We start from the raw sequence: 20,798 nt of genomic DNA, 5'->3' as shown, positions 1-20,798 counted from the left end.
TTCTCCCCTTATGCCTTCGCTTCTACTTGGTCTTTCTTATAAGTACGTAGTACCCAAATGAAGAAACCAACTAGGAAGAATGAACTGAATGGCATAATTAATAGACCCATTGGCTGGTACCAACCACCGTCAGCAACAAGTGGAAGAATTTCAACACCAAATAGTGCACCTGCACCGAATAGCTCACGAACAAAACCAATTGTAAGTAGAACTACAGAGTAACCAAGACCATTACCGATACCGTCTAAGAAAGACATAAGCGGTGGCGACTTCATTGCGTACGCTTCAGCACGACCCATTACGATACAGTTGGTAATAATTAGACCAACGAATACGGTAAGTTCTTTAGCTGTTGCATAAACAAATGCTTGAAGTGTTTGGTCAACAACGATTACCAACGATGCGATAATCGTCATTTGAACGATGATACGTACACTTGACGGAATGTGATTACGGATCAACGAGATAAATAAGCTTGAAAACGCAGTTACCACAGTCAAAGCTAGTGACATGATAAGCGCATTTTTAAGGCTTGAAGTAACCGCTAGCGCAGAACAAATACCCAATACTTGCAGAGCAATCGGGTTGTTTGCGAAGACTGGTCCTAACAAGACTTCCTTCATTTCTTTTGCATTAGCCATTAGTTCAATGCCCCTTCACGTACTTTCGCTAGGAATGGACCAAACGCTTTATCGCCTGTCCAGAACTTGAATGTATTTTCAACACCGTTCGACGTCAGTGTTGCACCAGAGATGCCATCTACTTTATTTACATCGCTGCCAGCAGTGCCTTTTACGATATCAACAGGTAGTTGCTTGCCTTCCCAAGTAGCTGTCCACTTAGGGTTCTGGATTTCACCACCAAGACCAGCGGTTTCGTTGTGCTGATAGAAGTTGATAGCTTTAATGGTTTTTGTATCAAGTTCAAGAGCGATGAAACCATACATGATGCCCCAAAGACCGTAACCTTGAATCGGTAGGATCACTGACTCAACCTGACCATTGCTGCCTTTAGCAAGGTATACAGGAGACTCATGAGTCATACGAAGTACACCAGCTAAGTCTTCTTCTTTAGGAAGTGCAAAACTGCGCTCTGCATCAAACTTAGTCATTGTAAAATCGAATGAGTTAGGATCAGTTTCAACAAACTCACCTGATTTAAAGTCAACAACGCGCGCATCGATTACTTCGTTGTACTTTTGAGCAACGTTTTCAACGTCTTTAAAACCAGCCGCAGCTAGAATATTACGTTGAACATCTTCAATTTTGTTAGCTTGCTGTAGTGGGCGTAACTGTACTGCCGCAAAAGATACGACGATTGCACACACTAAACACAGACCAACAACAACGCCTAACGTTTTGCCGATAGTTTCATTGTTACTAGACACGTGCCAATCTCCTCTTCACATTAGACTGCACTACAAAGTGGTCGAATAGTGGTGCGAATAGGTTAGCGAATAGAATTGCTAACATCATACCTTCTGGGTATGCCGGGTTAACAACACGAATAAGAACAACCATTACACCAATTAATGCACCGTATGCCCATTTACCTTTATCAGTGAAAGACGCAGAAACTGGGTCTGTCGCCATAAAGAACATACCGAATGCGAAACCACCAAGCACTAAGTGCCAATGCCAAGGCATAGCAAATGTCGCGTTTGTGTCAGAACCGATCATGTTCAATAACGTAGACATCACAACCATACCTAGGAAAGTACCTAGTATGATACGCCATGACGCGATACGAACATACATTAAGAACAAGCCACCAATTGCCAGTGCTAGCGTAGACGTTTCACCCACTGAACCTTGGATAAAGCCGTAGAACGCATTCCACCACAACTGCATGTTGCTGTAATCTAGTGAACCAATCGCTGCTTGACCTAGGTATGTTGCACCAGAGAACGAATCTACTGCTGTCCATACTGTGTCACCTGAGATATCACCTGGGTATGCGAAGAATAGGAACGCACGACCAGCTAGTGCAGGGTTAAGGAAGTTACGGCCAGTACCACCGAATACTTCTTTAGCGACTACAACACCAAATGTGATACCTAATGCAACTTGCCATAAAGGAATAGTTGCAGGCAGGATCAATGCAAATAATACAGAAGTTACAAAGAAACCTTCGTTTACTTCGTGCTTACGAACTGATGCGAATAATACCTCCCAGAAACCACCTACAATGAACACAGTTCCGTAAATAGGCAGGAAGAAACACGCACCATAAAACATTTTCGCTGCCCAGCCGGAAGTTGCTGTCAGCTCACCACCTAGTGCTTGGAAAATACCAGCTTGCCAAGTAGTTGCGATGTCAAAACCGTTACCAATCGCGATTGCGGCTTGGTGACCAATGTTGAACATACCGAAGAACATAGCCGGGAACGTCGCCATCCATACCAAAATCATGATACGTTTTAGGTCGATGTTATCACGCACGTGCGTGCCGCCTTTGTTTACATAACCAGGAGTATAAAACACAGTTGCAATGGCTTCGTAAAGCGCATACCACTTCTCGTGTTTTCCACCTGGTTCAAAGTGAGGTTCAATGTCTTCTAAAAATTTCTTTAAGGCCATTTTTAACCTTCCTTCTCGATAGTAGTCAGGCAATCACGTAGGATTAAGCCGTAGTCGTACTTGCCTGGACATACGAAGGTACACAATGCTAAATCTTCTTCGTCAAGCTCAAGCGCACCTAAAGAGATAGCGCTATCTAGATCGCCAGCGATCAGATCACGAAGTAATAGCGTTGGTAGGATATCCAGAGGCATTACACGCTCGTAGTTGCCAATTGGCACCATCGCACGCTTAGAACCACCTGTAGACGTTGTAAACTTGAACAAACGGCTAGGTGCTAAGTGTGAAATGAATGTACGTGTAACAGAGAATTTGTTGCTACCTGGTGCAATCCAACCAAATAGCTCTTTCTCACGACCTTCAAGAAGAACTGAAACCTGTACGTGGTAACGACCTAGGAAAGCATGAGGGCCGGTTGCTGTTTTACCAGCTAACACAGAGCCAGAAATGACTCGGTTATCACCGTCTTCAAGTTCACCAGATACTAAATCTGTTAACGACGCACCAACTTGAGTTTTAACTAAACGAGGATTCTTTACGCGAGGACCTGCTAAAGAAACAACTCGGTCAGTGTAGATCTCGCCAGTAAGGAACAGCTTACCAAACGCAATAACGTCCTGGTAACCTAAGTGCCAAACTTGCTTGTCTGCACCAACTGCATCTAAGTTATGGATATGAGTACCCACTAAGCCTGCTGGGTGTACACCCGCGAACTCATGTACTTCTACTTGTGATAGCGAAGAGCTTGGTACTTTACTACCAGACTGCTTACACACAAATACTTTACCATCAGTTAGACGAGAAACTACAGCTAGACCTGCTTCAAACGCTTCAACGTTTTCGGCAATGATCACAGCAGGATCCGCAGCTAATGGGTTAGTATCGATGGCTGTCACGAAGATTGAGCTCGGCGTTGCACTTGGTACTGCAACACGGCTAAATGGACGTGCTCGTAGCGCTGGCCATTGACCAGATTCAATAAGCACTTCTTTCACTTTTTCACGATCTAAGTTGCTCAATTCAGCAGCTGCGACCTTTTCAAAAGTGATTTGCTCATTGCCTTGTACTTCAATCACGACAGATTGAAGAACACGCTTAGCACCACGGTTGATTTCTTTAACTACACCAGAGGCTGGCGCAGTAAACTTGACGCCAGGATTCTTTTTGTCTTCAAAAAGAATTTGGCCTTTTTTGACTTGGTCATCCACGCGAACATGCATGGTTGGACGCATACCGATAAACTCTTCACCAAGCACAGCTACGCGTTTGATGGCAGCGCCATCATGAATAGCTTGCTGTGGTGCGCCCTCTATGGGTAAGTCCAGACCTTTTTTTATGTTGATCATACGCACTTGCATTACATTAACGGAAAGAAATTGAAAAATCTTTAGTTATCACGGCCGCTATCTCATCATGTTTTCAGTATCAAAAAGAACCCGCCTAGTCAAAAGAGACTTGACAAAAGCCAAATCAACCAAAAACAAGCGTCGTGATATATAGTCCTCACATATTTCCGCAATTTTAACATTAATCGCCCTGACTATGCGAGTAGAATTATCAAATTAATACGACTTAACAATGGTTTTAGCTCAGTTCAGCTAATTGCGATTAATTCAATATAGACCAAAGTGGTATTGAATGAGAAAAAGATAAAAGGGGTTTGTGGGGTAATCTCGATAGAGGTGAGGCTCGGGCGCCTCACCTTGCGGTTAAGTTTTATACTAAATTGTTGATTTCAACTACAGTATTTACATCCGCATCATAGTCAACGCCATCAACGCCAAAACCAAATAATTTTAGGAATTCGTTATGGTAGCCTTCGTAATCTGTCATTGAGTCTATTGTGTCGGTATCGACTGTGTCCCAAATGTGTTGAATACGCGCCTGTACACCTTCTTCCAGCTCTTTATAGTTTTGGAATAGGTGACCACCTTCATCAAACCTTGGCGTGTCACTGTAAAGGCTTTCATTGAAAAGGCCATGGATTTGTTCGATTGTACCTTCGTAAGTACCGTCTTCTTTAGTAACCTTAAATAAAGCTGAGATATATAGTGGCATGATCGGTATTGCCGAACTTGCCTGAGTTACTACCGCGTTAAGTGAAGAGACATAAGCTTCACCATGTAGATCCGCTGTCGATGCTTTGATTGCCGCAGCAGCTCTATCTAAGTCTTCTTTTGCCTTGCCAATAGTAGCATGACCATAAATTGGCCAAGTTAACTCTTTACCAATATAAGTGTATGCAGTTGTTTTAAAGTTATCTGCAAGTACATCGGCTTGCTTCAGCGCATCTAGCCAAAGCTCCCAGTCTTCACCACCCATTACTTTTACTGTGTTAGCAATTTCATCTTCGTTGGCAGCTTCTACACTCACTTCGTCAATAACACGCTTAGATGTATTTAAGTTCTTTGTTGTGATCGCTTCGCCAATTGGCTTGAGTACTGAGCTATGTGTTTCACCTGTTTTTGGGTCTGTACGACGAGGAGATGCAAGGCTATAGATGATTAGATCAACTTTGCCCATTTCAGCTTTAATCGTCTCGATTGCTTGCTCTTTGAGCTCAGTAGAAAAAGCATCACCATTGATGTTTTTTGACCACAGTCCAGCTTTGTCAGCAGCATTTTGAAACGCGGCCGTGTTATACCAACCTGCTGAGGCAGTTCTTTTCTCCGTACCTTCTTTTTCGAAGAAAATACCAAGTGTTTTTGCACCAGAGCCAAATGCGGCAGTAATTCGAGACGCAAGACCGTAGCCAGTAGAAGCACCAATGACTAGTACATTTTTAGGGCCATCTTTTAGCTCGCCCTGTTGCTTAACAAAAGCGATTTGTTCTTCTACATGTGCAGCACAACCTGCTGGATGAGCATTTGTACAGATAAAACCACGGATCTTCGGCTTAATTACCATTATATTTCCTACTAAATTTTGAATTTGTTTCAAGTATTTAGGCCCACCTCTTACAGTATTTAATGAAGAATATAAAAAGATGGAGCCAGAAAAATTGCGTTATAGTGTAATCTCTGATGACCTAAATACAGGTCTGATCAGCTATTTATCAAGTTTTGAGCCACCTAAACAAGTCGGCGATGCCGGCACTTGTGCTGATTGCTCACTAAACTCCTCAGGCGTATAGGCATGAATCGCTAGCGCATGAATTTCATTCGCTAACTCTGACTTGAGCACTTCGTTTATACGTCTGTGCCGTGGCAATAGACGCTGCCCTGCAAACTCATCGCTTACAACAATCACTTTAAAATGTGATTCAGTCCCGCGGCTGTGCATATGGCTTTCATTAATCACCTCAAGATGTGTGCAATCAAGGGCATCTTTGAGTTTTGTGTGTATATGTTCCTGCATAGACATGGGTATACTCTTTACTTTCATATTGTTAAACATCACATACTATACGCCGATAATACCGATTAACCAACCGTTCTAAATGTCAGATTTATTCGCCCTTGTGTAACTTTTGTTTGCTTGGGCAAGCTGTGTTCATAATCTCGCTGGCTTTCTCCTGTCATCAGCAAACAACTTCCTGTTTCGAGCATAATTGACGTCACCTCTCTGGTTTGCTTGTGGCGAATTTTAAACAATCTGGGTGCCCCCAAAGATACTGACACTATCAGAGGCGTTGCGCCTAACTCTTTTTCATCATCACTGTGCCAACCCATTGTATCCAACCCATCACGATACCAATTAAGTAAAAGCGCATTGAATTCCTTTGCGTACTGACGCTGTAATCTCTGCCGCATTGCCGACAATGCGGGAAGCCATGCCACGTTATCCAATGATTTTCCAGAATATCCATAACGAACCTCTCGGTCGGCAATAAAACATTGCAATCGTGGGATGTGATGATATTTGCCGTATACCTGAATTTGAGGTTGCTGCCATGGAATGCTGTCAACTAAATGATCATATAGCGCAAGGCTCTTATCAAAAGAAATAACACTCGGAAAATAAGCAAAGCCCTCAGGCAAACATTCTTTGTTCAGCTGTGACATGATATTATGCACTCACAATTTTAGTGAAAAATAAAGAACTATGACAACCGACGCGGTCTTGGCTAATCACCCATTTACTCTACATCGATTTCCCTTAGAACAAAAAAATCGCAGCCTACAAGCATGGGATTCCGCTGACGAATATCTAATCGACTATATCAGCGAAGAATACCCAAGTGTTCGAAATATATTGGTATTAAACGACAGCTTCGGTGCACTTAGCTGCGCCATTTCAGCGCTTTATAAACAGGAAGAACAATTACCTAGCATTCATTTTGTCAACGATTCATTTGTCAGTACAGCGGCATGTCGACACAACCTTAAAGAGAACCAGTTACCACTAACACATATCTCTTTTTTGCACAGCTTAGAGACGCTACCCCATGCTGTAGACTTGGTTGTGTTGAAAATACCTAAAAATGCCGGCTATTTACAGCATCAATTGGCACAATTAAGTCATTTACCGGCCGACATCCCTGTTATTGCCGCAGGCAAAGCGAAAGAAATACACACCTCAACGCTGAAGTCCTTCAATCACTTTCTATCTGAGCCCAAAACAAGCCTCGCAGTCAAAAAGTCTCGATTAATTTTTTCAAGCACAACGAACAAACCTGTAGATAGTAAGTTTCCTGTTTCTTGGCCGCTAGAAAGCACTGATATGACATTGATTAATCATGCAAATGTCTTTTCGCGTGACTCCCTAGACATCGGTGCTCGCTTTTTTATTAACTATTTGCCTGCCGGAAAAAAGCCTCTCAATATTATTGATTTAGGCTGTGGAAACGGGGTCATTGGACTGCAGACTTTAAAGCGAATGCCAAACGCAAAAGTTACTTTTGTCGATGAATCTGCGATGGCTGTTGCCAGCGCAAAACAAAATGTACATCACAACTTGCCAGAAAGGTTGAACCATTGCCAATTTACTCATAACGACTGCCTAACTGACTTTGCACCTAATAGTGCTGATTTGGTTTTGTGCAACCCGCCTTTTCACCAAGCTCAGGCCATCACTGATCACATTGCGTGGCAAATGTTTTTACAGGCCAAATATACTCTGAGAAATGGTGGTGAGCTCAGAATAATCGGAAATCGCCACCTAGATTACCAAGATAAGTTGCAGCGCCTTTTTGGTAATTGTAAGGTACTGGGCAATAATAAAAAGTTTACCGTATTAAGTGTAATAAAAAGGAGCTAATCATGGCCAAAACTCTCTACTCCGTCGCAACTGCGGGCTTGCTAACTATTTTATCAGGCTGCGCAGCTGCGCCAAAAGCGGTGATCATGAATCCTCAATACTCTGCCGGCCAAATTGTTCAGCTCAATACACCACTCACAGTTAATGTCGTAGATTTAAGAACTTCCAAGTTCACTGTAAAAGTCCTCGATACTGAGCCAGCAGTTTACCTGCCTGATGCCAACTTACCTGTGACTGTATCAGCTGTGTTAGAGAAAGCTCTAGCTGCCAACAACGCCAACGTAGTACCAGAAGCAAAGACAACCCTTACCCTAGAAATTCACCGCTTTTTAGCCTTGGTCTCAGAATCCTACAGCAAACATGAAAGTAACGCAGAAGCGGAGTTTAAAATTTCAGTATCCAAAGGGGGCAGCACATTTACTAAATCTTATAGTGGAAAGCGTACCCTATCTGGATCTTTAAAACACGACCAAGCTAAAATCGAAGGACAATTAAATACTCTCGCAGAACAACTGGTCACGCATATAATGGAAGATAAAGAACTAACGAACTTCATCTCACAATAAAAACAAATAGGCACTGACATGATCCGTACATTAGTATTTGCATTAATAATTGTTTCAGCTGGTTTTGCCCACGCAGCAAATAAAGAGGGACGATTTGTACAAAAAGATAACTTATTTCCTAGAGTTCAAGTCAACACCTCTCTCGGTAAGATAGTGATTGATCTCGACCGTTCTCGCGCACCTTTAACGGTAAATAACTTTTTGACGTACGTCGTCAATGGCGACTACAAAGGCTCTGTATTTCATCGTGTTGAACGCGATGAAGTAAATGAAAAGGATTTTGTTATTCAAGGTGGTGGGTACGACAAAGATTATGATGGTATGTTCGAACGCAAGCCCATTTTCAATGAAAGTGGCAATGGTTTAAAAAATGAAATGTACTCGGTCGCAATGGCGTATCAAGACAACAAACCTCATTCGGGCACACGTCAGTTTTTCTTCAATATGGATGACAATAATCATTTAAATCCAGGCCGCGGATGGGGCTTTGCTGTATTCGGTAATGTGACAGAAGGTTATGAAACCTTAGATAAAATCATGCAAGTAGAAACCGGTTATAACAAAAAGCTTGGTTACTCATTCATTCCTAAAACAGCGGTAATTATCCACAGCATTGAAATTCTGCCAGTTGAAGAGCTCTAGCTTAAACTATGATGACAACAGCAAGCATTGCACAATATTTAAACTACTATAAAGACAAACGACTATTAACTGTTTTTGCTCTTGGCATGAGCCAGGGGTTTCCTTGGGTTCTTATCGGTTCGGTAATGTCTGCTTGGCTTAAAGATGAAGGCCTTAGTCGCAGCTTAATTGGGTTATTTGGTATTGTATTTAGTGCCTATACGATCAATTTTTTGTGGTCGCCTTTAGTTGACCGCTTAACTCTCCCTCTCATAGGTAAAAAGCTCGGTCAAAGAAGGAGTTGGATTTTTTTAGGGCAGCTTGTCATCACGCTGAGTGCAGCTTGCTTGGCCTTTGTCGACCTAAAAAGCAGCTTATTTTACGCCGCGTTGCTGTGCTTTGTAATCGCGCTGTTTGCCGCAACACATGATATTGCAATTGATGGCTATCGAATTGACGTTCTACCACAATCTGAGAGTGAAAAGTCGACAGCCGCAGCAGCTATGGCAACGTCAGGATGGTGGACTGGCTATGCACTGCTTGGAGCCATACCATTTTTTGCTGCGGATCTTCCCAACGTGAGTTGGCCCGACATATATCTTCTGTTGGCTATGATAATGGCATTGCTATCTGTTGTCACAATATTGGCGAAAGAGCCCGACTCCCATCGCGATACAGCACAAGCACAAATACAAAAAGCGTACGAACAGAAATTATCTCAGCTTGGTCATTCCCGTGCGAATAAACTCCTTGCATGGCTAGGTGTCACACTCGTTGCCCCTTTTGTTAGCTTTTTCAACAAAAACGGAGTTAAAACTGCGCTTGCACTATTAACTTTTATCTTCTTATTCAAGATTGGTGAAGCTTTTTTAGCTCGCATGTCGATTGTTTTCTACAAAGAAGTGGGGTTTAGCAATACTCAAATTGCGCAGTATTCAAAACTTGGGACAGGCCTTATTACCATCATTTTTGCCTTTTTGGGAAGTATTTTTAACCATAAATATGGCATTGTTAAAGGGCTATTCATCAGTGGCATTGCAATGGCTGCATCCAACTTAATTTTCTCTTGGATAGCCATAGCTGGACCAAAAGAGTCGCTATATGCATTGGCAATTGTTGTCGATGGCTTTACACAAGCTTGGTCACTTGTTGCCATGGTCGCATTTATTTCGATGCTCTGTGACAGAACGTTCAGTGCAACACATTACGCTTTACTTGCCTCTTTGGGCAGCTTAGGTCGAACCGTGCTATCTAGTTATAGTGGCGTGGTCATTGATGATTGGTTAGGTGGAAACTGGGCTGTATTTTTTGTCATCACAGCACTTATGGTTATCCCTTCATTGCTGTTTCTCTATTTTATTAGGCATAAACTGTATGCCATTGAAGCTGCATATAAAAAACAAGACTAAGGTGCATTTCCTTGCACCTTGTTTTCTTAATCCCGTTGCAGGTTAAAGCTCTTCTTTGTTAATTAAAGACAAGCCTTCATACGGGTCAACTTCCAACGCTTCACAGTAACGTAAGAATTCAATCACATCTAAACGGCGCTCTTGGTTTTCAATCTTTCCAATGAAAGAGTGTGGCGTTCCTAAAACTTGAGCTAGGCTACGCATTGTATGACCTTTCTCATGACGCTTTGATTTCAACCATTTTGTTAACTTTCCGTTTTCTTCCGAAGAAACCGTTTTACCCATCATAAATAAACATCTCCTACTCGATGATTAATCTCAACTGGCCTCGTGAAATTTGCCCGTCTCACTCGGCTGTATTAATGTAGCTTAAATTATTTCGCTAGAGGCCTTACAGGCCTTGCACATTTCCTGTATCAACAACAGGGTTGTTCCTATGTACCCAATTAGGTATAGACTATCTTAACGCTAAATCCTAATAAAATTTCAAAAAACTATATTCGTTTTTTTCATGTAGGGTACAAGGTACACTTTAACAAAAATTTTATATCTTGTACCAGTATTTGAAATAATTTATTTTTCTTTAAAAAATAAGTATTTACAGCTAATCTTAAAATTAACCTAAAAAAAAGGGCTTCAGAATGTTCCGAATTTTATTTTTATTGCCACTGGTTTTGTGCTTTGGATGGTATTACTTCTTGCGGGTTAATAATGTACCTATCAGACAAGGAAAACGTGGTTTTATCTATATTCTTCTCTTTTCAGCATTTATCTTGGGCTTTTTTGTTCTGATGATCCATGTCACCAACCCGACATAAAAAAGCCATGCAATTGCATGGCTTTTTTACTGTTTAAATTGAATCTATTAGACACTAAAGCTTGCACCACAACCGCAAGTAGTTGTCGCATTCGGGTTGTTTACGAAAAAGCGCGCACCTTCTAACCCCTCAGTGTAATCGACGATCCCATCAACCAAATATTGGATACTCATTGGATCAACCACCATGACCACACCGTTTTTTTCAATTTCCAAATCGCCTGGATTAACTTTCTCATCAAACGTGAAGCCATATTGAAACCCAGAGCATCCTCCGCCAGTTACGTATACGCGAAGCTTTAATTCAGGATTTTCCTCTTCAGCAATCAACTCTTTTACGCGCGCTGCCGCTGCATCGCTAAACTTTATCGGTAACTCTTCTGACATGTGCGTTCGACCCTTGTACAATAATTAGCGGAATTATCTAATACCCGACTATTTTAATCAAGTATCTCTGAGCGCTCCACAATGAGTAGTCGCTAAATTGCCCAATCCCTCAGCAGAACACTATAAAGCTAAATTTATGGCAGGGACTTAGCATTAATCTTTTGATAAAATAAAGAGATAATTTCAATCCCAAGCGATGAACTATGACACTTGACCAAGTTAGACGGCGCCTTGCACAACCTCGAACATCAGCACAACTATGCCTGCTTGGCGTTTGTGCAGGTTTAATTGCTGCCGTATTAATAATCTTATTCAGATTAATGATCGAGCTAGTTCAGTCAGCCTTCCTTGATAGTCATGACGATTTTACTTCTCTTGCCGAACATCAAAGGCTTTTACTGCCCGTCGGCGCGGCCCTTATCATTGCCCTTTTTGCCAACTTAACTGGATTTAAGCACTATCGACTTGGTATTCCTTTTGTCATTAACCGTATCAAACTCCATTACGGCCATATGCCTATTTGGAACTCGGTAAATCAATTCTTTGGAGGCGGTATTGCGCTCATTTGCGGTTTTTCAGTTGGTCGTGAAGGACCTTCTGTACATATGGGCGCAACTGGCGCAAGTGTCCTTACAGAACGTCTTCACTTACCTCACAACGCAGCGAGAACTCTAGCAGGCTGTGGCGTGGCAGCAGGCATCGCGGCGTCATTCAATACCCCACTAGCCGCAGTTATTTTTGTTATGGAAGTTGTATTGAGGGAATACAAAATCCATATTTTTGTACCTATCATGCTTGCAGCTGTTACAGGCGCACTGGCTACACAATTTGTATTTGGCAATGTTTCTGAGCTCTCTCTAATTCAAATTGAAATGTTAAGCTTCTGGCACTACCCATACCTTATCCTTTGTGGTTTTGCGCTTGGCGCAGTTGCTTTTGCGTTTAATCAAAACCTCATGCTCATTATTAAAACCTTCAAACCAATCAGCATGTTTCCTCGCTTGCTACTTGCTGGACTCATCGCAGGCCTAATTGGATACCTAGTACCTGAAGCCATGGGCTCTGGCATGAGCGCTATTAAACTAGCGATAGAAACACCTGACGACTTGCAACTACTCACCACAATTTTTATCGCCAAATTACTCGCAACTTTATTTGCAATAGGACTCGGTATTCCGGGAGGGTTAATTGGCCCGGTAATCGGACTAGGCGTTGTAATGGGTACCTTGATGGCCTTTTTTGCTCAGTTTATTTCTCCTGAAGCAAACGTCGCCGGGACATATGGCGTACTTGGTATGGCGGGATTACTAGCGGCGACGTTACATGCCCCGTTGGCTGCACTGACAGCAGTGATGGAATTGACTTCAAACCCTCAGATCGTTGTTCCTGCTATGCTCGTTATTTCAACAGCTTATGTTACAGCACTACAAGTGTTTGGCAATCGTTCTATTTTTATTCAGCAACTTGATTTTCAGGGCCTGCCCTATCAAGTTTCCCCAGCTAAAGAAGCGTTACAAAAGGTGGGGATCGTAGAGGAAATGGAAGAAGACTTTAAGTTGCTTTACTCAAGCGATAAAAACCAAATTAAAGACACGCTTTCAGCCGTTGACAGCCAAACACCTCTCATTATCTATGATGAACAAAAAGGCTACCGCCTCGCAGAATACGACCTGACGCTGGTATCAGACGACAGCGCAACCGTTAAATACATCCCACTTCAAGGCTTGAGCACTCAGGCTACACTTGCGGAAGCATTTGAAATATTGAAAGATAAACGTTCTGGTGCGGTGTATGTCTATAACCAAAAAGACAGCCTCCAGATCATGGGCGTAGTGCGTTGGGATAAATTACGGCATATTCTAACAATGAGAAACAGTTTACTTTAACTAAAAATAAGGGGCACTATGAGCGCTTTGCTGATTTACAAAGCTTTGCACATCTTTTTTATGGTCGCGTGGTTTGCAGGCATTTTCTACTTGCCTCGGCTATTTATCTATCACACCATGACTGAAGAAAAAGCATGCTCTGCCATGCTCAAAATTATGGAGCGACGGCTGCTATACTTCGTGACGCCTTTTGCAGTACTCACCGCCGTTTTTGGTGTGCTGACTATTGTTGAATACGGCAGGGAGTGGTTTAAATACAATTTATGGCTCCACTATAAGCTGGTCTTTGTGATCATTCTTTATATATATCATGCCTATTGTTTCAAACTGTTGGCAGACTTTAAGCACGACCGAAATATTCGCAGCACACGTTTTTATCGATTTTTTAACGAGTTTCCGGTGTTCTTGCTATTACCCATCATATTGCTCGCAGTCTTAAAACCATTTTTTTAATACAAATATGACGGTATCCTGCCGTCATACTCTCCTGTTGACGTTCAATTATGCTATCATATCGTTCCAGTAACCTGCTGTTGCCAAGGTTATCTCGGTTAGGAGCGCACCCTTGCCTCCTGTTGTCAATCTGTGATTAGGAATCGCCGCATGCTAAGTTTCCAAGGTGAAAACATCCTTTCTGTCAATCAACTCGATAGAGAAGCCATTGAATTAATTTTTGACGTCGCCAAGCGCATGGAGCCGTATGCCAAAAAGCATAAACGTACTCAAGTGCTTGAAGGTGCCGTACTCGCAAATTTATTCTTTGAACCTAGTACCCGTACACGTGTCAGTTTTGGTACTGCATTTAACTTATTAGGTGGTCTAGTAAGAGAAACCACCGGCATGCAAAGCTCCGCCTTGGCAAAAGGTGAGTCACTATATGATACTGCCCGTGTTATCTCAGCCTATGCTGACGCGGTTGCCATGCGCCACCCAGATGCTGGCAGTGTCGCAGAGTTTGCGACAGGCTCCGATGTACCAGTACTCAACGGCGGCGATGGCCCGAACGAACATCCAACTCAAGCGCTATTAGACCTACTGACCATCGATCGTGAACTTAGTCGTTTCGATCGCACAGTCGATGGTATGCATATCGCTTTGGTCGGCGATTTGAAATATGGCCGCACCGTACATTCTCTGTCCAAACTACTGTGCCATTATAAAAATATTAAATTCTCAATGGTTGCACCTGACGGTTTGCAAATGCCTGACTACGTCCTCGACGCGGTCACCAATGCAGGCCATCAAATAGAGCTTGTTTCTCAAATGGAAGGTAACCTCGCAGCGGATATCGTCTACCAAACACGTATCCAGGAAGAGCGCTTTCCATCGCAAGAAGAAGCCAATAAATATCGTGGTGGATTTAGAATTAGCCAAGCAATTTACGATGCGCACTGTAAACCTGAGTCTGTACTGATGCACCCACTTCCAAGGGATAGCCGCAGCGATGCCAATGAGCTGGATAACGATTTAAACAGCAACGATAACTTAGCCATCTTTAGACAAGTACAAAACGGTGTACTGATCCGGATGGCACTTTTCGCACTGACACTGGGTGTAGAAAATAAAGTACAACAGTATGAAACAAACGTACCTTGGTTCAGCAGAAAACGTCAAAGTTAATCAAGAAGGACACATTATGACAATTAGCCAAGATTTATTTGAGCGTGCACAAGCTTCCATCCCTGGTGGTGTAAACTCACCAGTAAGAGCGTTTAACGGCGTTGGCGGCACACCTTTGTTTATTACAAAAGCACAGGGCCCTTTCACCTTTGATGCTGACGATAACCGTTACATCGACTATGTTGGCTCGTGGGGGCCAATGATCCTTGGCCACAATCACCCAGCTATCAAACAAGCTGTGTTAGACGCTGTTGAAAACGGTTTAAGCTATGGTGCGCCAACCGAGACCGAAATCTTGATGGCTGAAAAAGTCAAAGAGTTGGTTCCATCAATTGAAACTGTACGTATGGTAAGTTCAGGTACTGAAGCAACCATGAGTGCTATACGCCTTGCTCGTGGCTATACAGGCAGAGATAAGATTCTCAAATTTGAGGGTTGTTATCATGGTCATGCTGACTCTTTGCTAGTAAAAGCGGGCTCTGGAGCGCTCACTATGGGCGTCCCCAATTCCCCGGGAATTCCAGCAGACTTTGCCAAGCATACGCTAACGGTATCTTTTAATAACATGGATGAAGTCAAAGCGATTTTTGCCGAATATAAAGACGAAATCGCGTGCATCATCGTGGAGCCAGTTGCTGGCAACATGAACTGCATCCCACCTGTTGAGGGATTTTTAGAAGGTCTGCGTGCAATATGTGATGAACACAAGTCAGTACTTATTTTCGATGAAGTAATGACTGGTTTCCGCGTTGCTCTTGGTGGTGCTCAAGCATATTACAACATCGTGCCTGATCTGACTTGCCTAGGTAAAGTCATCGGCGGCGGTATGCCAGTAGGCGCTTTTGGTGGTAAACGTGAAATCATGGATTACATCGCACCTGTTGGCCCTGTATATCAAGCTGGTACCTTATCTGGTAACCCAATTGCGATGGCTGCGGGCTTAAAAGCTCTGGAGCTTCTCTCTGAGCCTGGTCTACACGATGCATTGGAAGCAAAAAGCAAAGCTTTATGCGCCGGTTTCCAAGCTGCGGCTGATAAACACGGTATTGAACTAACAACCAACTATGCCGGTGGCATGTTTGGCTTTTTCTTTACTTCAGCACAGCGTGTCGATAGCTACCAGCAAGCAACAGAATGTGACTTAGATAAATTCAAACGCTTCTTCCACTTAATGTTAGACGAAGGCGTATACCTTGCGCCATCTGCGTTTGAAGCCGGCTTTGTCAGCACGATGCATAGCGATAAAGATATTGAAAACACAATATCTGCCGCAGATCGCGCATTCGCAAAGCTAATCGCAAAATAAGTAGCAAAAAATGCCAACCTTGTTTGGTTGTTAAGTACATAAGAAAAAGCCCATTAAGGGCTTTTTTTTCATATTGAAAAAAAATTTCTGTTTCTTTGAACTATTCTTTGTCTTAATAAGGTCTCTATTTCGTGACTCAATAACAAAGATTTAAATTATGACAGGACTCAGATCGCTATGTAGCCCCGCCATCTCATTTATGGCTCAGTTAAAATATAAAACAAAAATCAGTCTGGTATTCGGTATTTTACTATTGCCTTTGGCACTAAGTCTGTTTTTTTTAAATTCAACTTTGACTCACTCAATTGAAGTTAGCCAACAACAGCAACAGGGTCTGAACCTCTACCCTAAACTGCTAGAGAACATCATCAACAGCCGTCAGAAAGATAATCAAAGACTGCTCTCTCAAAATGGCTTTTCAGTCAATGCAAAAGCGTCCAACACGCCGTTAGAGCAAGTATCCATTGCCTCCAAGTTAGCCATTGATAACGACTTAAGTCGCTCTTACTTAAACCGTTCACTGGTGGAGTCTCTACCCAAGGTTGTATATCAAATAAACAACATTGCAGAGCAGGCCAATGCCATCATTAGCAGAGGTCGTTTTACGCCAGACTCATTTATCGCGCTGTCTAATCTCAACAAAGCTCTGCCCATAGTAAAAGCTCAGTTGTTAGATAAACTTGAAGTTGCCACACAAGAAAGTCCATTTGTTAAGCAGCAGCTTTCTGGACAAATTGATGCACTCAACAAAGCATTGGACCAATATCAGCTAGCAATTAGAACAAAATTACTCGAGCCAGATGATATTGAGCTGACCGCCAGCGCTTTTGCCAACAGTCATAGAAATGTACAACGAAAAACACAGGACTTGATTGAAGCCGCGCTACCCACACTAAAAACCTTGCTGCAGGAGAAGCTCAGTACAGAACAAACGATCCGAAACCTTGTAGCTTCGGCATCTCTGCTGAGTCTGTTTATCGCTCTGTATCTAATGCTAGGTTTTTATTTTGCCGTTGTTGACACCATTTCTGAGTTTTCGGTATCTGCACAAAAGGCAGCTCAGGGCGACTTGCGTGCTAGAGCTGTTTCTCGGGGAGATGATGAGTTAAATGATATCGTTGCCCAATATAACCGTGTGCTGGATGCCTTTACTGAATTATTAGCAGATGTGCACAATACCACCAGCGACCTGCATCATGCTACCGACAAACTAAGTCACATAAGCCAAGACACTCGCCATGATGTCGCCCAGCAACAAATTAAAATTTCCGGCATTCATAATGCCCTTTCCGATATGGCCAATGCCGCAGATTCAGTGGAAACCTCTGCACAACACGCGACTGAGCTGGCAAGCGCCGCCGCTCAACAAGTTAAACAAGGCAGTGTGAATACGACTGAGCTCGCCCAACATATGACTGTGTTACAACGCGAGTTTGAGGAGAGTAGACAAGCGTTAGACAAACTTGCTCAAGACAGCCAAAACATCAGTAAAGTAAGCCTAGGGATCAGTGAAATTGCCGAACAGACAAATTTATTGGCTCTCAATGCGGCCATAGAAGCTGCGAGGGCGGGAGAACAAGGAAGAGGATTTGCTGTTGTTGCAGATGAAGTACGCACACTCGCTAAGCGCACCCAACAACAAACTGAGGAAATCCATTCGATTATCAAGTCATTGCAAAGTGCGTCAAATAATACTCAGCAAAAAATGCTGAGTAGCGTTGAAAAAATGGAGCGAGGGGTAAGTGCAGCCAACGAGACCAATCAAATATTAAGTGCCGCCGAGCAAAGCATGACAGATATTGATCAACAAGGACATGTCATTCGAGAGCTCGTACAACAGCAAACTCAAGCCACACAACAAGCGCTTTCTGAATCCAGCGAAATTAGCGATCTTGCTGAACATACATTGGGCTCAGCGGAAGCTACGCAAGATGATGCCCATCAACTGAGCAGCATGGCAGCCAATTTAAAGTCTGCCATGAGTCAGTTCAGAACATAAGGTCTACTCGCAACTTGGGCGTGGGTTAAATAGCTCCGCCCGCAGAGGCAACTGAATAGTTGGTCCACAGTGTGGTGCAGCTTGTTTACCCGTTGCTTTATTGACAAACGCCCACTTAACTCCTGCAGGCCGCTCATCCACAATAGCCTGCGGATTAAGAGGTTTCAAATAGCGAATATAAAGCTCAAGTGCGCCTCTTCCGCCAGTCAACTTTGCAGGTTTATTATCGTCTCGGCCGATCCAAGTTACCGTAACGGTATTATGATCGAAACCGGTAAACCAGCTGTCTCTCAAATCATTACTCGTCCCGGTTTTGCCTGCCAGTTGAATCGAAGGAAAGTGTTTATTAAGACGCTTACCAGTACCACTTTTAGTTACTCTTTTTAGACCATATTTCGTCATGTACACAGATGCAGGCTCAAACCTTTGCTCCCGCTCAGGTTGGTGTTTATAGAGTGTTTTTCCGCTGGAATCGGTGATCGCAGAAATACTGGTCAATTCACTATAACGTCCATCGGCAGCCAGCGTTGTATACATTTGAGCAACATCGAAACTAGAAAGCTCTACGGCCCCTAGCAACATTGAAGGGTACGTCGGAATATCACTTTTTATCCCCAGTTCAGTCATGGTATCTGCTACTTTATGTACCCCAACGTCTAACCCAAGGTTTACTGCTGGTATGTTTAAACTTTTACTGAACGCTTCGTAAAGCGGCACCTGACCTCGAAACTCATGATCAAAATTTTCAGGAGACCAAGTTTTACCCGATGCATCAGTTACTTGAAGTGGTGAGTCATCGACCAATGTGCCCAAGTTGTAGTCTTTTTGCAGTGCCGTTAAGTATATTGCAGGTTTGACCAAAGAGCCGACACTGCGCCTTGTATCCAACACTCGATTAAAGCCAGAAAAACGCATCTGCCTACCTGCCACCAATGCAGATACTCCAGACTTTTCTGCATTTACAGACAACATGGCCACTTCCAGTCCTGAAGTACCAAAGCGACGCTCTAAATAAGGTAAGCCAGATGTGATAGCTTCTTCCATCGCACTTTGTTTTTGCAATTCAAAGTAGGTAAATATCCTCACACCTGCGTGAATAATATCATCATTTGGCACCAGGCCTTTCAGCTCTCGATTTACCAACTCCAGATACCCCGGATAAGACTGAAGTAAACTTTCTTTTAGCGGCTGAATCTCAATTTTACGCTCTAGCGACTGACGATATTCAGTGGTTGTGATGATGCCATTTTCTGCCATCAGTCTAAGTACGAGATCTCGACGTTCCATAGTCCGCTCTTGGTATCGTCGCGGGTTGTAATAAGAAGGCCCTTTAACCATCGCAACTAACAGCGCAATTTGGTCAAACTCTAACTCATCTACAGGCTTAGCAAAGTAAAATTCCGAAGCTAGCCCCATACCATGTACACCTTGGTTGTATGCTTGACCCAAATAAACTTCATTGAGGTAAGCTTCCAAAATTTCATCTTTGCTATATCGGTAGTCCAAAATCAACGCGATAAAAGCTTCATTGATTTTGCGTACAATTGAACGTTCACGTGTCAGGTAGAAATTTTTAGCCAACTGCTGAGTGAGCGTACTACCCCCTTGCACTGTTCTTCCCGCTCGAATATTACTGTAAAGGGCACGCATTATTGACCATACGGATACTCCGTGGTGCTCATAAAAATTGCGATCTTCGACGGCCAATAGCGCTTGTTTGAGTACATTGGGAAATTTATCTAAAGGAACAAACTCTCGGTCTTGATTGGTTTCATTCCCGATCCGAGCAATTTGCACAGGTTCTAGACGCTCAGATGAAGTTCTTCTACCACTCTTATCAACGACACTTGCCAGTTTTTTTCCGGCAAAGTTAAGCGTAAATACTTTTGCCGACTCTTCGCCTTCATAAAACTCAAAAGCGCGACGATATATGGTGACCGTGCGACCTTGAACCAGATATTGACCCGTTCTTTTAATGCGATTTACTCGAGAATAATTTAGTCGTTCCAACTCCCAAATCACTTCATCTTCTGACAAATACTGATCTGGATAAAAGGTCATAGCTCGTGCATATACTTGCACTGGAAGTTGCCACTTATTGCCTTCAAACTGCTTACTCACTTTCGCATCTAGGTATACAACGTACATAGCAACCGCACAGCAAACTGCTAGACCACCTTTCCAAAATAGCGACCAAAGCGTTTGTAAAACCCGGGATTTAAATACCCCTAAGCGCTGCTTTATAGGCATTTTTTTAGAATTTGATGACTTCTTAGTTGTGCGCTTCGACTTTGATTTTTTTGCAGGGGTACGTTTTTTATCTGACATTTACCGGAGTAATTTTTACGATATCTAGAATGATGCTAGAGTAACTTAGATTAACGGCCACTGAAACCAAAAAAGCAGGCT

The 20,798-nt window shown here is 42.9% G+C and carries 19 protein-coding genes; 9 read left to right on the top strand and 10 right to left on the bottom strand.

All coding sequences use genetic code 11. The features are described from left to right. Positions 1-8: 8 nt before the first annotated feature. From MHN81_RS16175 to MHN81_RS16145, 7 genes are all read right to left on the bottom strand, one after another. On the bottom strand, positions 9-641 hold the full coding sequence (locus MHN81_RS16175) for an NADH:ubiquinone reductase (Na(+)-transporting) subunit D (protein ID WP_023399565.1): 633 nt from the start codon (positions 639-641) through the stop codon (positions 9-11). Next, positions 641-1,387: a Na(+)-translocating NADH-quinone reductase subunit C gene (locus MHN81_RS16170; protein WP_023399564.1), complete on the bottom strand. Its 747-nt coding sequence runs from the start codon at positions 1,385-1,387 to the stop codon at positions 641-643. Before MHN81_RS16170 ends, MHN81_RS16175 begins: the two co-directional genes overlap by 1 nt. After that, positions 1,380-2,579, bottom strand: a complete 1,200-nt coding sequence (locus tag MHN81_RS16165) for an NADH:ubiquinone reductase (Na(+)-transporting) subunit B (protein ID WP_239426207.1) — start codon at positions 2,577-2,579, stop codon at positions 1,380-1,382. The genes MHN81_RS16170 and MHN81_RS16165 overlap by 8 nt, the downstream gene beginning before the upstream one ends. A 2-nt stretch (positions 2,580-2,581) precedes the next feature. After that, positions 2,582-3,925 carry a Na(+)-translocating NADH-quinone reductase subunit A gene (locus MHN81_RS16160; protein WP_036976344.1) on the bottom strand — a complete coding sequence of 448 codons (1,344 nt, stop codon included), beginning with the start codon at positions 3,923-3,925 and terminating at the stop codon, positions 2,582-2,584. A gap of 370 nt (positions 3,926-4,295) precedes the next feature. Further along, entirely contained in the window at positions 4,296-5,486 is a 1,191-nt protein-coding gene (gene fabV / locus MHN81_RS16155) for an enoyl-ACP reductase FabV (protein WP_023399561.1), read from the bottom strand. Positions 5,487-5,627: 141 nt separating this feature from the next. Continuing rightward, on the bottom strand, positions 5,628-5,942 hold the full coding sequence (locus tag MHN81_RS16150; RefSeq protein WP_023399560.1) for a BolA/IbaG family iron-sulfur metabolism protein: 315 nt from the start codon (positions 5,940-5,942) through the stop codon (positions 5,628-5,630). Between the two features lie 59 nt (positions 5,943-6,001). After that, positions 6,002-6,583, bottom strand: a complete 582-nt coding sequence (locus tag MHN81_RS16145) for an alpha-ketoglutarate-dependent dioxygenase AlkB (protein WP_239426206.1) — start codon at positions 6,581-6,583, stop codon at positions 6,002-6,004. A gap of 40 nt (positions 6,584-6,623) precedes the next feature. On the opposite strand from MHN81_RS16145, the gene MHN81_RS16140 reads away from it, so the two are divergent. Genes MHN81_RS16140 through MHN81_RS16125 form a run of 4 tightly spaced genes read left to right on the top strand, consistent with a single transcriptional unit; the run spans position 6,624 to position 10,374 of the window. Further along, positions 6,624-7,778 carry a methyltransferase gene (locus MHN81_RS16140; protein ID WP_023399558.1) on the top strand — a complete coding sequence of 385 codons (1,155 nt, stop codon included), beginning with the start codon at positions 6,624-6,626 and terminating at the stop codon, positions 7,776-7,778. Between the two features lie 2 nt (positions 7,779-7,780). After that, complete coding sequence (locus tag MHN81_RS16135; protein WP_023399557.1) at positions 7,781-8,344, top strand: YajG family lipoprotein; 564 nt, start codon at positions 7,781-7,783, stop codon at positions 8,342-8,344. Between the two features lie 18 nt (positions 8,345-8,362). Beyond that, the gene (locus MHN81_RS16130) at positions 8,363-8,986 is read left to right on the top strand and encodes a peptidylprolyl isomerase (protein ID WP_023399556.1); all 624 of its coding nucleotides are present in this window, start codon (positions 8,363-8,365) and stop codon (positions 8,984-8,986) included. 8 nt (positions 8,987-8,994) lie between these two features. Then, positions 8,995-10,374 (top strand): MFS transporter, encoded by a 1,380-nt coding sequence (locus MHN81_RS16125; protein WP_239426205.1) that lies wholly within the window; start codon positions 8,995-8,997, stop codon positions 10,372-10,374. 42 nt (positions 10,375-10,416) lie between these two features. Here the strand turns inward: MHN81_RS16125 and MHN81_RS16120 are convergent, their stop codons facing one another. Beyond that, the gene (locus MHN81_RS16120) at positions 10,417-10,662 is read right to left on the bottom strand and encodes a helix-turn-helix transcriptional regulator (RefSeq protein ID WP_023399554.1); all 246 of its coding nucleotides are present in this window, start codon (positions 10,660-10,662) and stop codon (positions 10,417-10,419) included. Between the two features lie 577 nt (positions 10,663-11,239). Next, positions 11,240-11,578: an iron-sulfur cluster insertion protein ErpA gene (gene erpA / locus MHN81_RS16115; protein WP_023399553.1), complete on the bottom strand. Its 339-nt coding sequence runs from the start codon at positions 11,576-11,578 to the stop codon at positions 11,240-11,242. A gap of 203 nt (positions 11,579-11,781) precedes the next feature. On the opposite strand from erpA, the gene MHN81_RS16110 reads away from it, so the two are divergent. The 5 genes from MHN81_RS16110 (at position 11,782) to MHN81_RS16090 (ending at position 18,389) form a co-directional block, all read left to right on the top strand. Next, on the top strand, positions 11,782-13,464 hold the full coding sequence (locus MHN81_RS16110; protein ID WP_023399552.1) for a chloride channel protein: 1,683 nt from the start codon (positions 11,782-11,784) through the stop codon (positions 13,462-13,464). An 18-nt stretch (positions 13,465-13,482) separates the two neighbouring features. After that, positions 13,483-13,917: a CopD family protein gene (locus tag MHN81_RS16105; protein WP_023399551.1), complete on the top strand. Its 435-nt coding sequence runs from the start codon at positions 13,483-13,485 to the stop codon at positions 13,915-13,917. Between the two features lie 150 nt (positions 13,918-14,067). Then, a complete protein-coding gene (locus tag MHN81_RS16100) occupies positions 14,068-15,084 on the top strand; it encodes an aspartate carbamoyltransferase (protein WP_023399550.1) in 1,017 nt (338 codons plus the stop codon). Positions 15,085-15,100: 16 nt separating this feature from the next. Continuing rightward, entirely contained in the window at positions 15,101-16,390 is a 1,290-nt protein-coding gene (gene hemL / locus MHN81_RS16095; RefSeq protein ID WP_239426226.1) for a glutamate-1-semialdehyde 2,1-aminomutase, read from the top strand. 157 nt (positions 16,391-16,547) lie between these two features. Beyond that, positions 16,548-18,389, top strand: coding sequence for a methyl-accepting chemotaxis protein (locus tag MHN81_RS16090; protein WP_239426204.1), 1,842 nt, complete (start codon positions 16,548-16,550; stop codon positions 18,387-18,389). Positions 18,390-18,392: 3 nt separating this feature from the next. Here the strand turns inward: MHN81_RS16090 and mrcB are convergent, their stop codons facing one another. Beyond that, the gene (gene mrcB, locus MHN81_RS16085; protein ID WP_023399547.1) at positions 18,393-20,717 is read right to left on the bottom strand and encodes a penicillin-binding protein 1B; all 2,325 of its coding nucleotides are present in this window, start codon (positions 20,715-20,717) and stop codon (positions 18,393-18,395) included. Positions 20,718-20,798 lie beyond the last annotated feature (81 nt).

This window comes from Pseudoalteromonas sp. Of7M-16 (genome assembly GCF_022347805.1).
Lineage (GTDB): Bacteria > Pseudomonadota > Gammaproteobacteria > Enterobacterales > Alteromonadaceae > Pseudoalteromonas > Pseudoalteromonas luteoviolacea_F.
The sequence above is the reverse complement of the archived record's forward strand: the minus strand, read 5'-3'. Positions and strand labels throughout refer to the sequence as shown.

Coding starts and splice junctions, on each gene's coding strand:
- MHN81_RS16175 (WP_023399565.1), bottom strand. CDS start 641: ATGGCTAATGCAAAAGAAATGAAGGAAGTCTTGTTAGGACCAGTCTTC.
- MHN81_RS16165 (WP_239426207.1), bottom strand. CDS start 2,579: ATGGCCTTAAAGAAATTTTTAGAAGACATTGAACCTCACTTTGAACCA.
- MHN81_RS16160 (WP_036976344.1), bottom strand. CDS start 3,925: ATGATCAACATAAAAAAAGGTCTGGACTTACCCATAGAGGGCGCACCA.
- fabV (WP_023399561.1), bottom strand. CDS start 5,486: ATGGTAATTAAGCCGAAGATCCGTGGTTTTATCTGTACAAATGCTCAT.
- MHN81_RS16150 (WP_023399560.1), bottom strand. CDS start 5,942: ATGTCTATGCAGGAACATATACACACAAAACTCAAAGATGCCCTTGAT.
- MHN81_RS16145 (WP_239426206.1), bottom strand. CDS start 6,583: ATGTCACAGCTGAACAAAGAATGTTTGCCTGAGGGCTTTGCTTATTTT.
- MHN81_RS16140 (WP_023399558.1), top strand. CDS start 6,624: ATGACAACCGACGCGGTCTTGGCTAATCACCCATTTACTCTACATCGA.
- MHN81_RS16135 (WP_023399557.1), top strand. CDS start 7,781: ATGGCCAAAACTCTCTACTCCGTCGCAACTGCGGGCTTGCTAACTATT.
- MHN81_RS16130 (WP_023399556.1), top strand. CDS start 8,363: ATGATCCGTACATTAGTATTTGCATTAATAATTGTTTCAGCTGGTTTT.
- MHN81_RS16125 (WP_239426205.1), top strand. CDS start 8,995: ATGATGACAACAGCAAGCATTGCACAATATTTAAACTACTATAAAGAC.
- MHN81_RS16120 (WP_023399554.1), bottom strand. CDS start 10,662: ATGATGGGTAAAACGGTTTCTTCGGAAGAAAACGGAAAGTTAACAAAA.
- erpA (WP_023399553.1), bottom strand. CDS start 11,578: ATGTCAGAAGAGTTACCGATAAAGTTTAGCGATGCAGCGGCAGCGCGC.
- MHN81_RS16110 (WP_023399552.1), top strand. CDS start 11,782: ATGACACTTGACCAAGTTAGACGGCGCCTTGCACAACCTCGAACATCA.
- MHN81_RS16105 (WP_023399551.1), top strand. CDS start 13,483: ATGAGCGCTTTGCTGATTTACAAAGCTTTGCACATCTTTTTTATGGTC.
- MHN81_RS16100 (WP_023399550.1), top strand. CDS start 14,068: ATGCTAAGTTTCCAAGGTGAAAACATCCTTTCTGTCAATCAACTCGAT.
- hemL (WP_239426226.1), top strand. CDS start 15,101: ATGACAATTAGCCAAGATTTATTTGAGCGTGCACAAGCTTCCATCCCT.
- MHN81_RS16090 (WP_239426204.1), top strand. CDS start 16,548: ATGACAGGACTCAGATCGCTATGTAGCCCCGCCATCTCATTTATGGCT.
- mrcB (WP_023399547.1), bottom strand. CDS start 20,717: ATGTCAGATAAAAAACGTACCCCTGCAAAAAAATCAAAGTCGAAGCGC.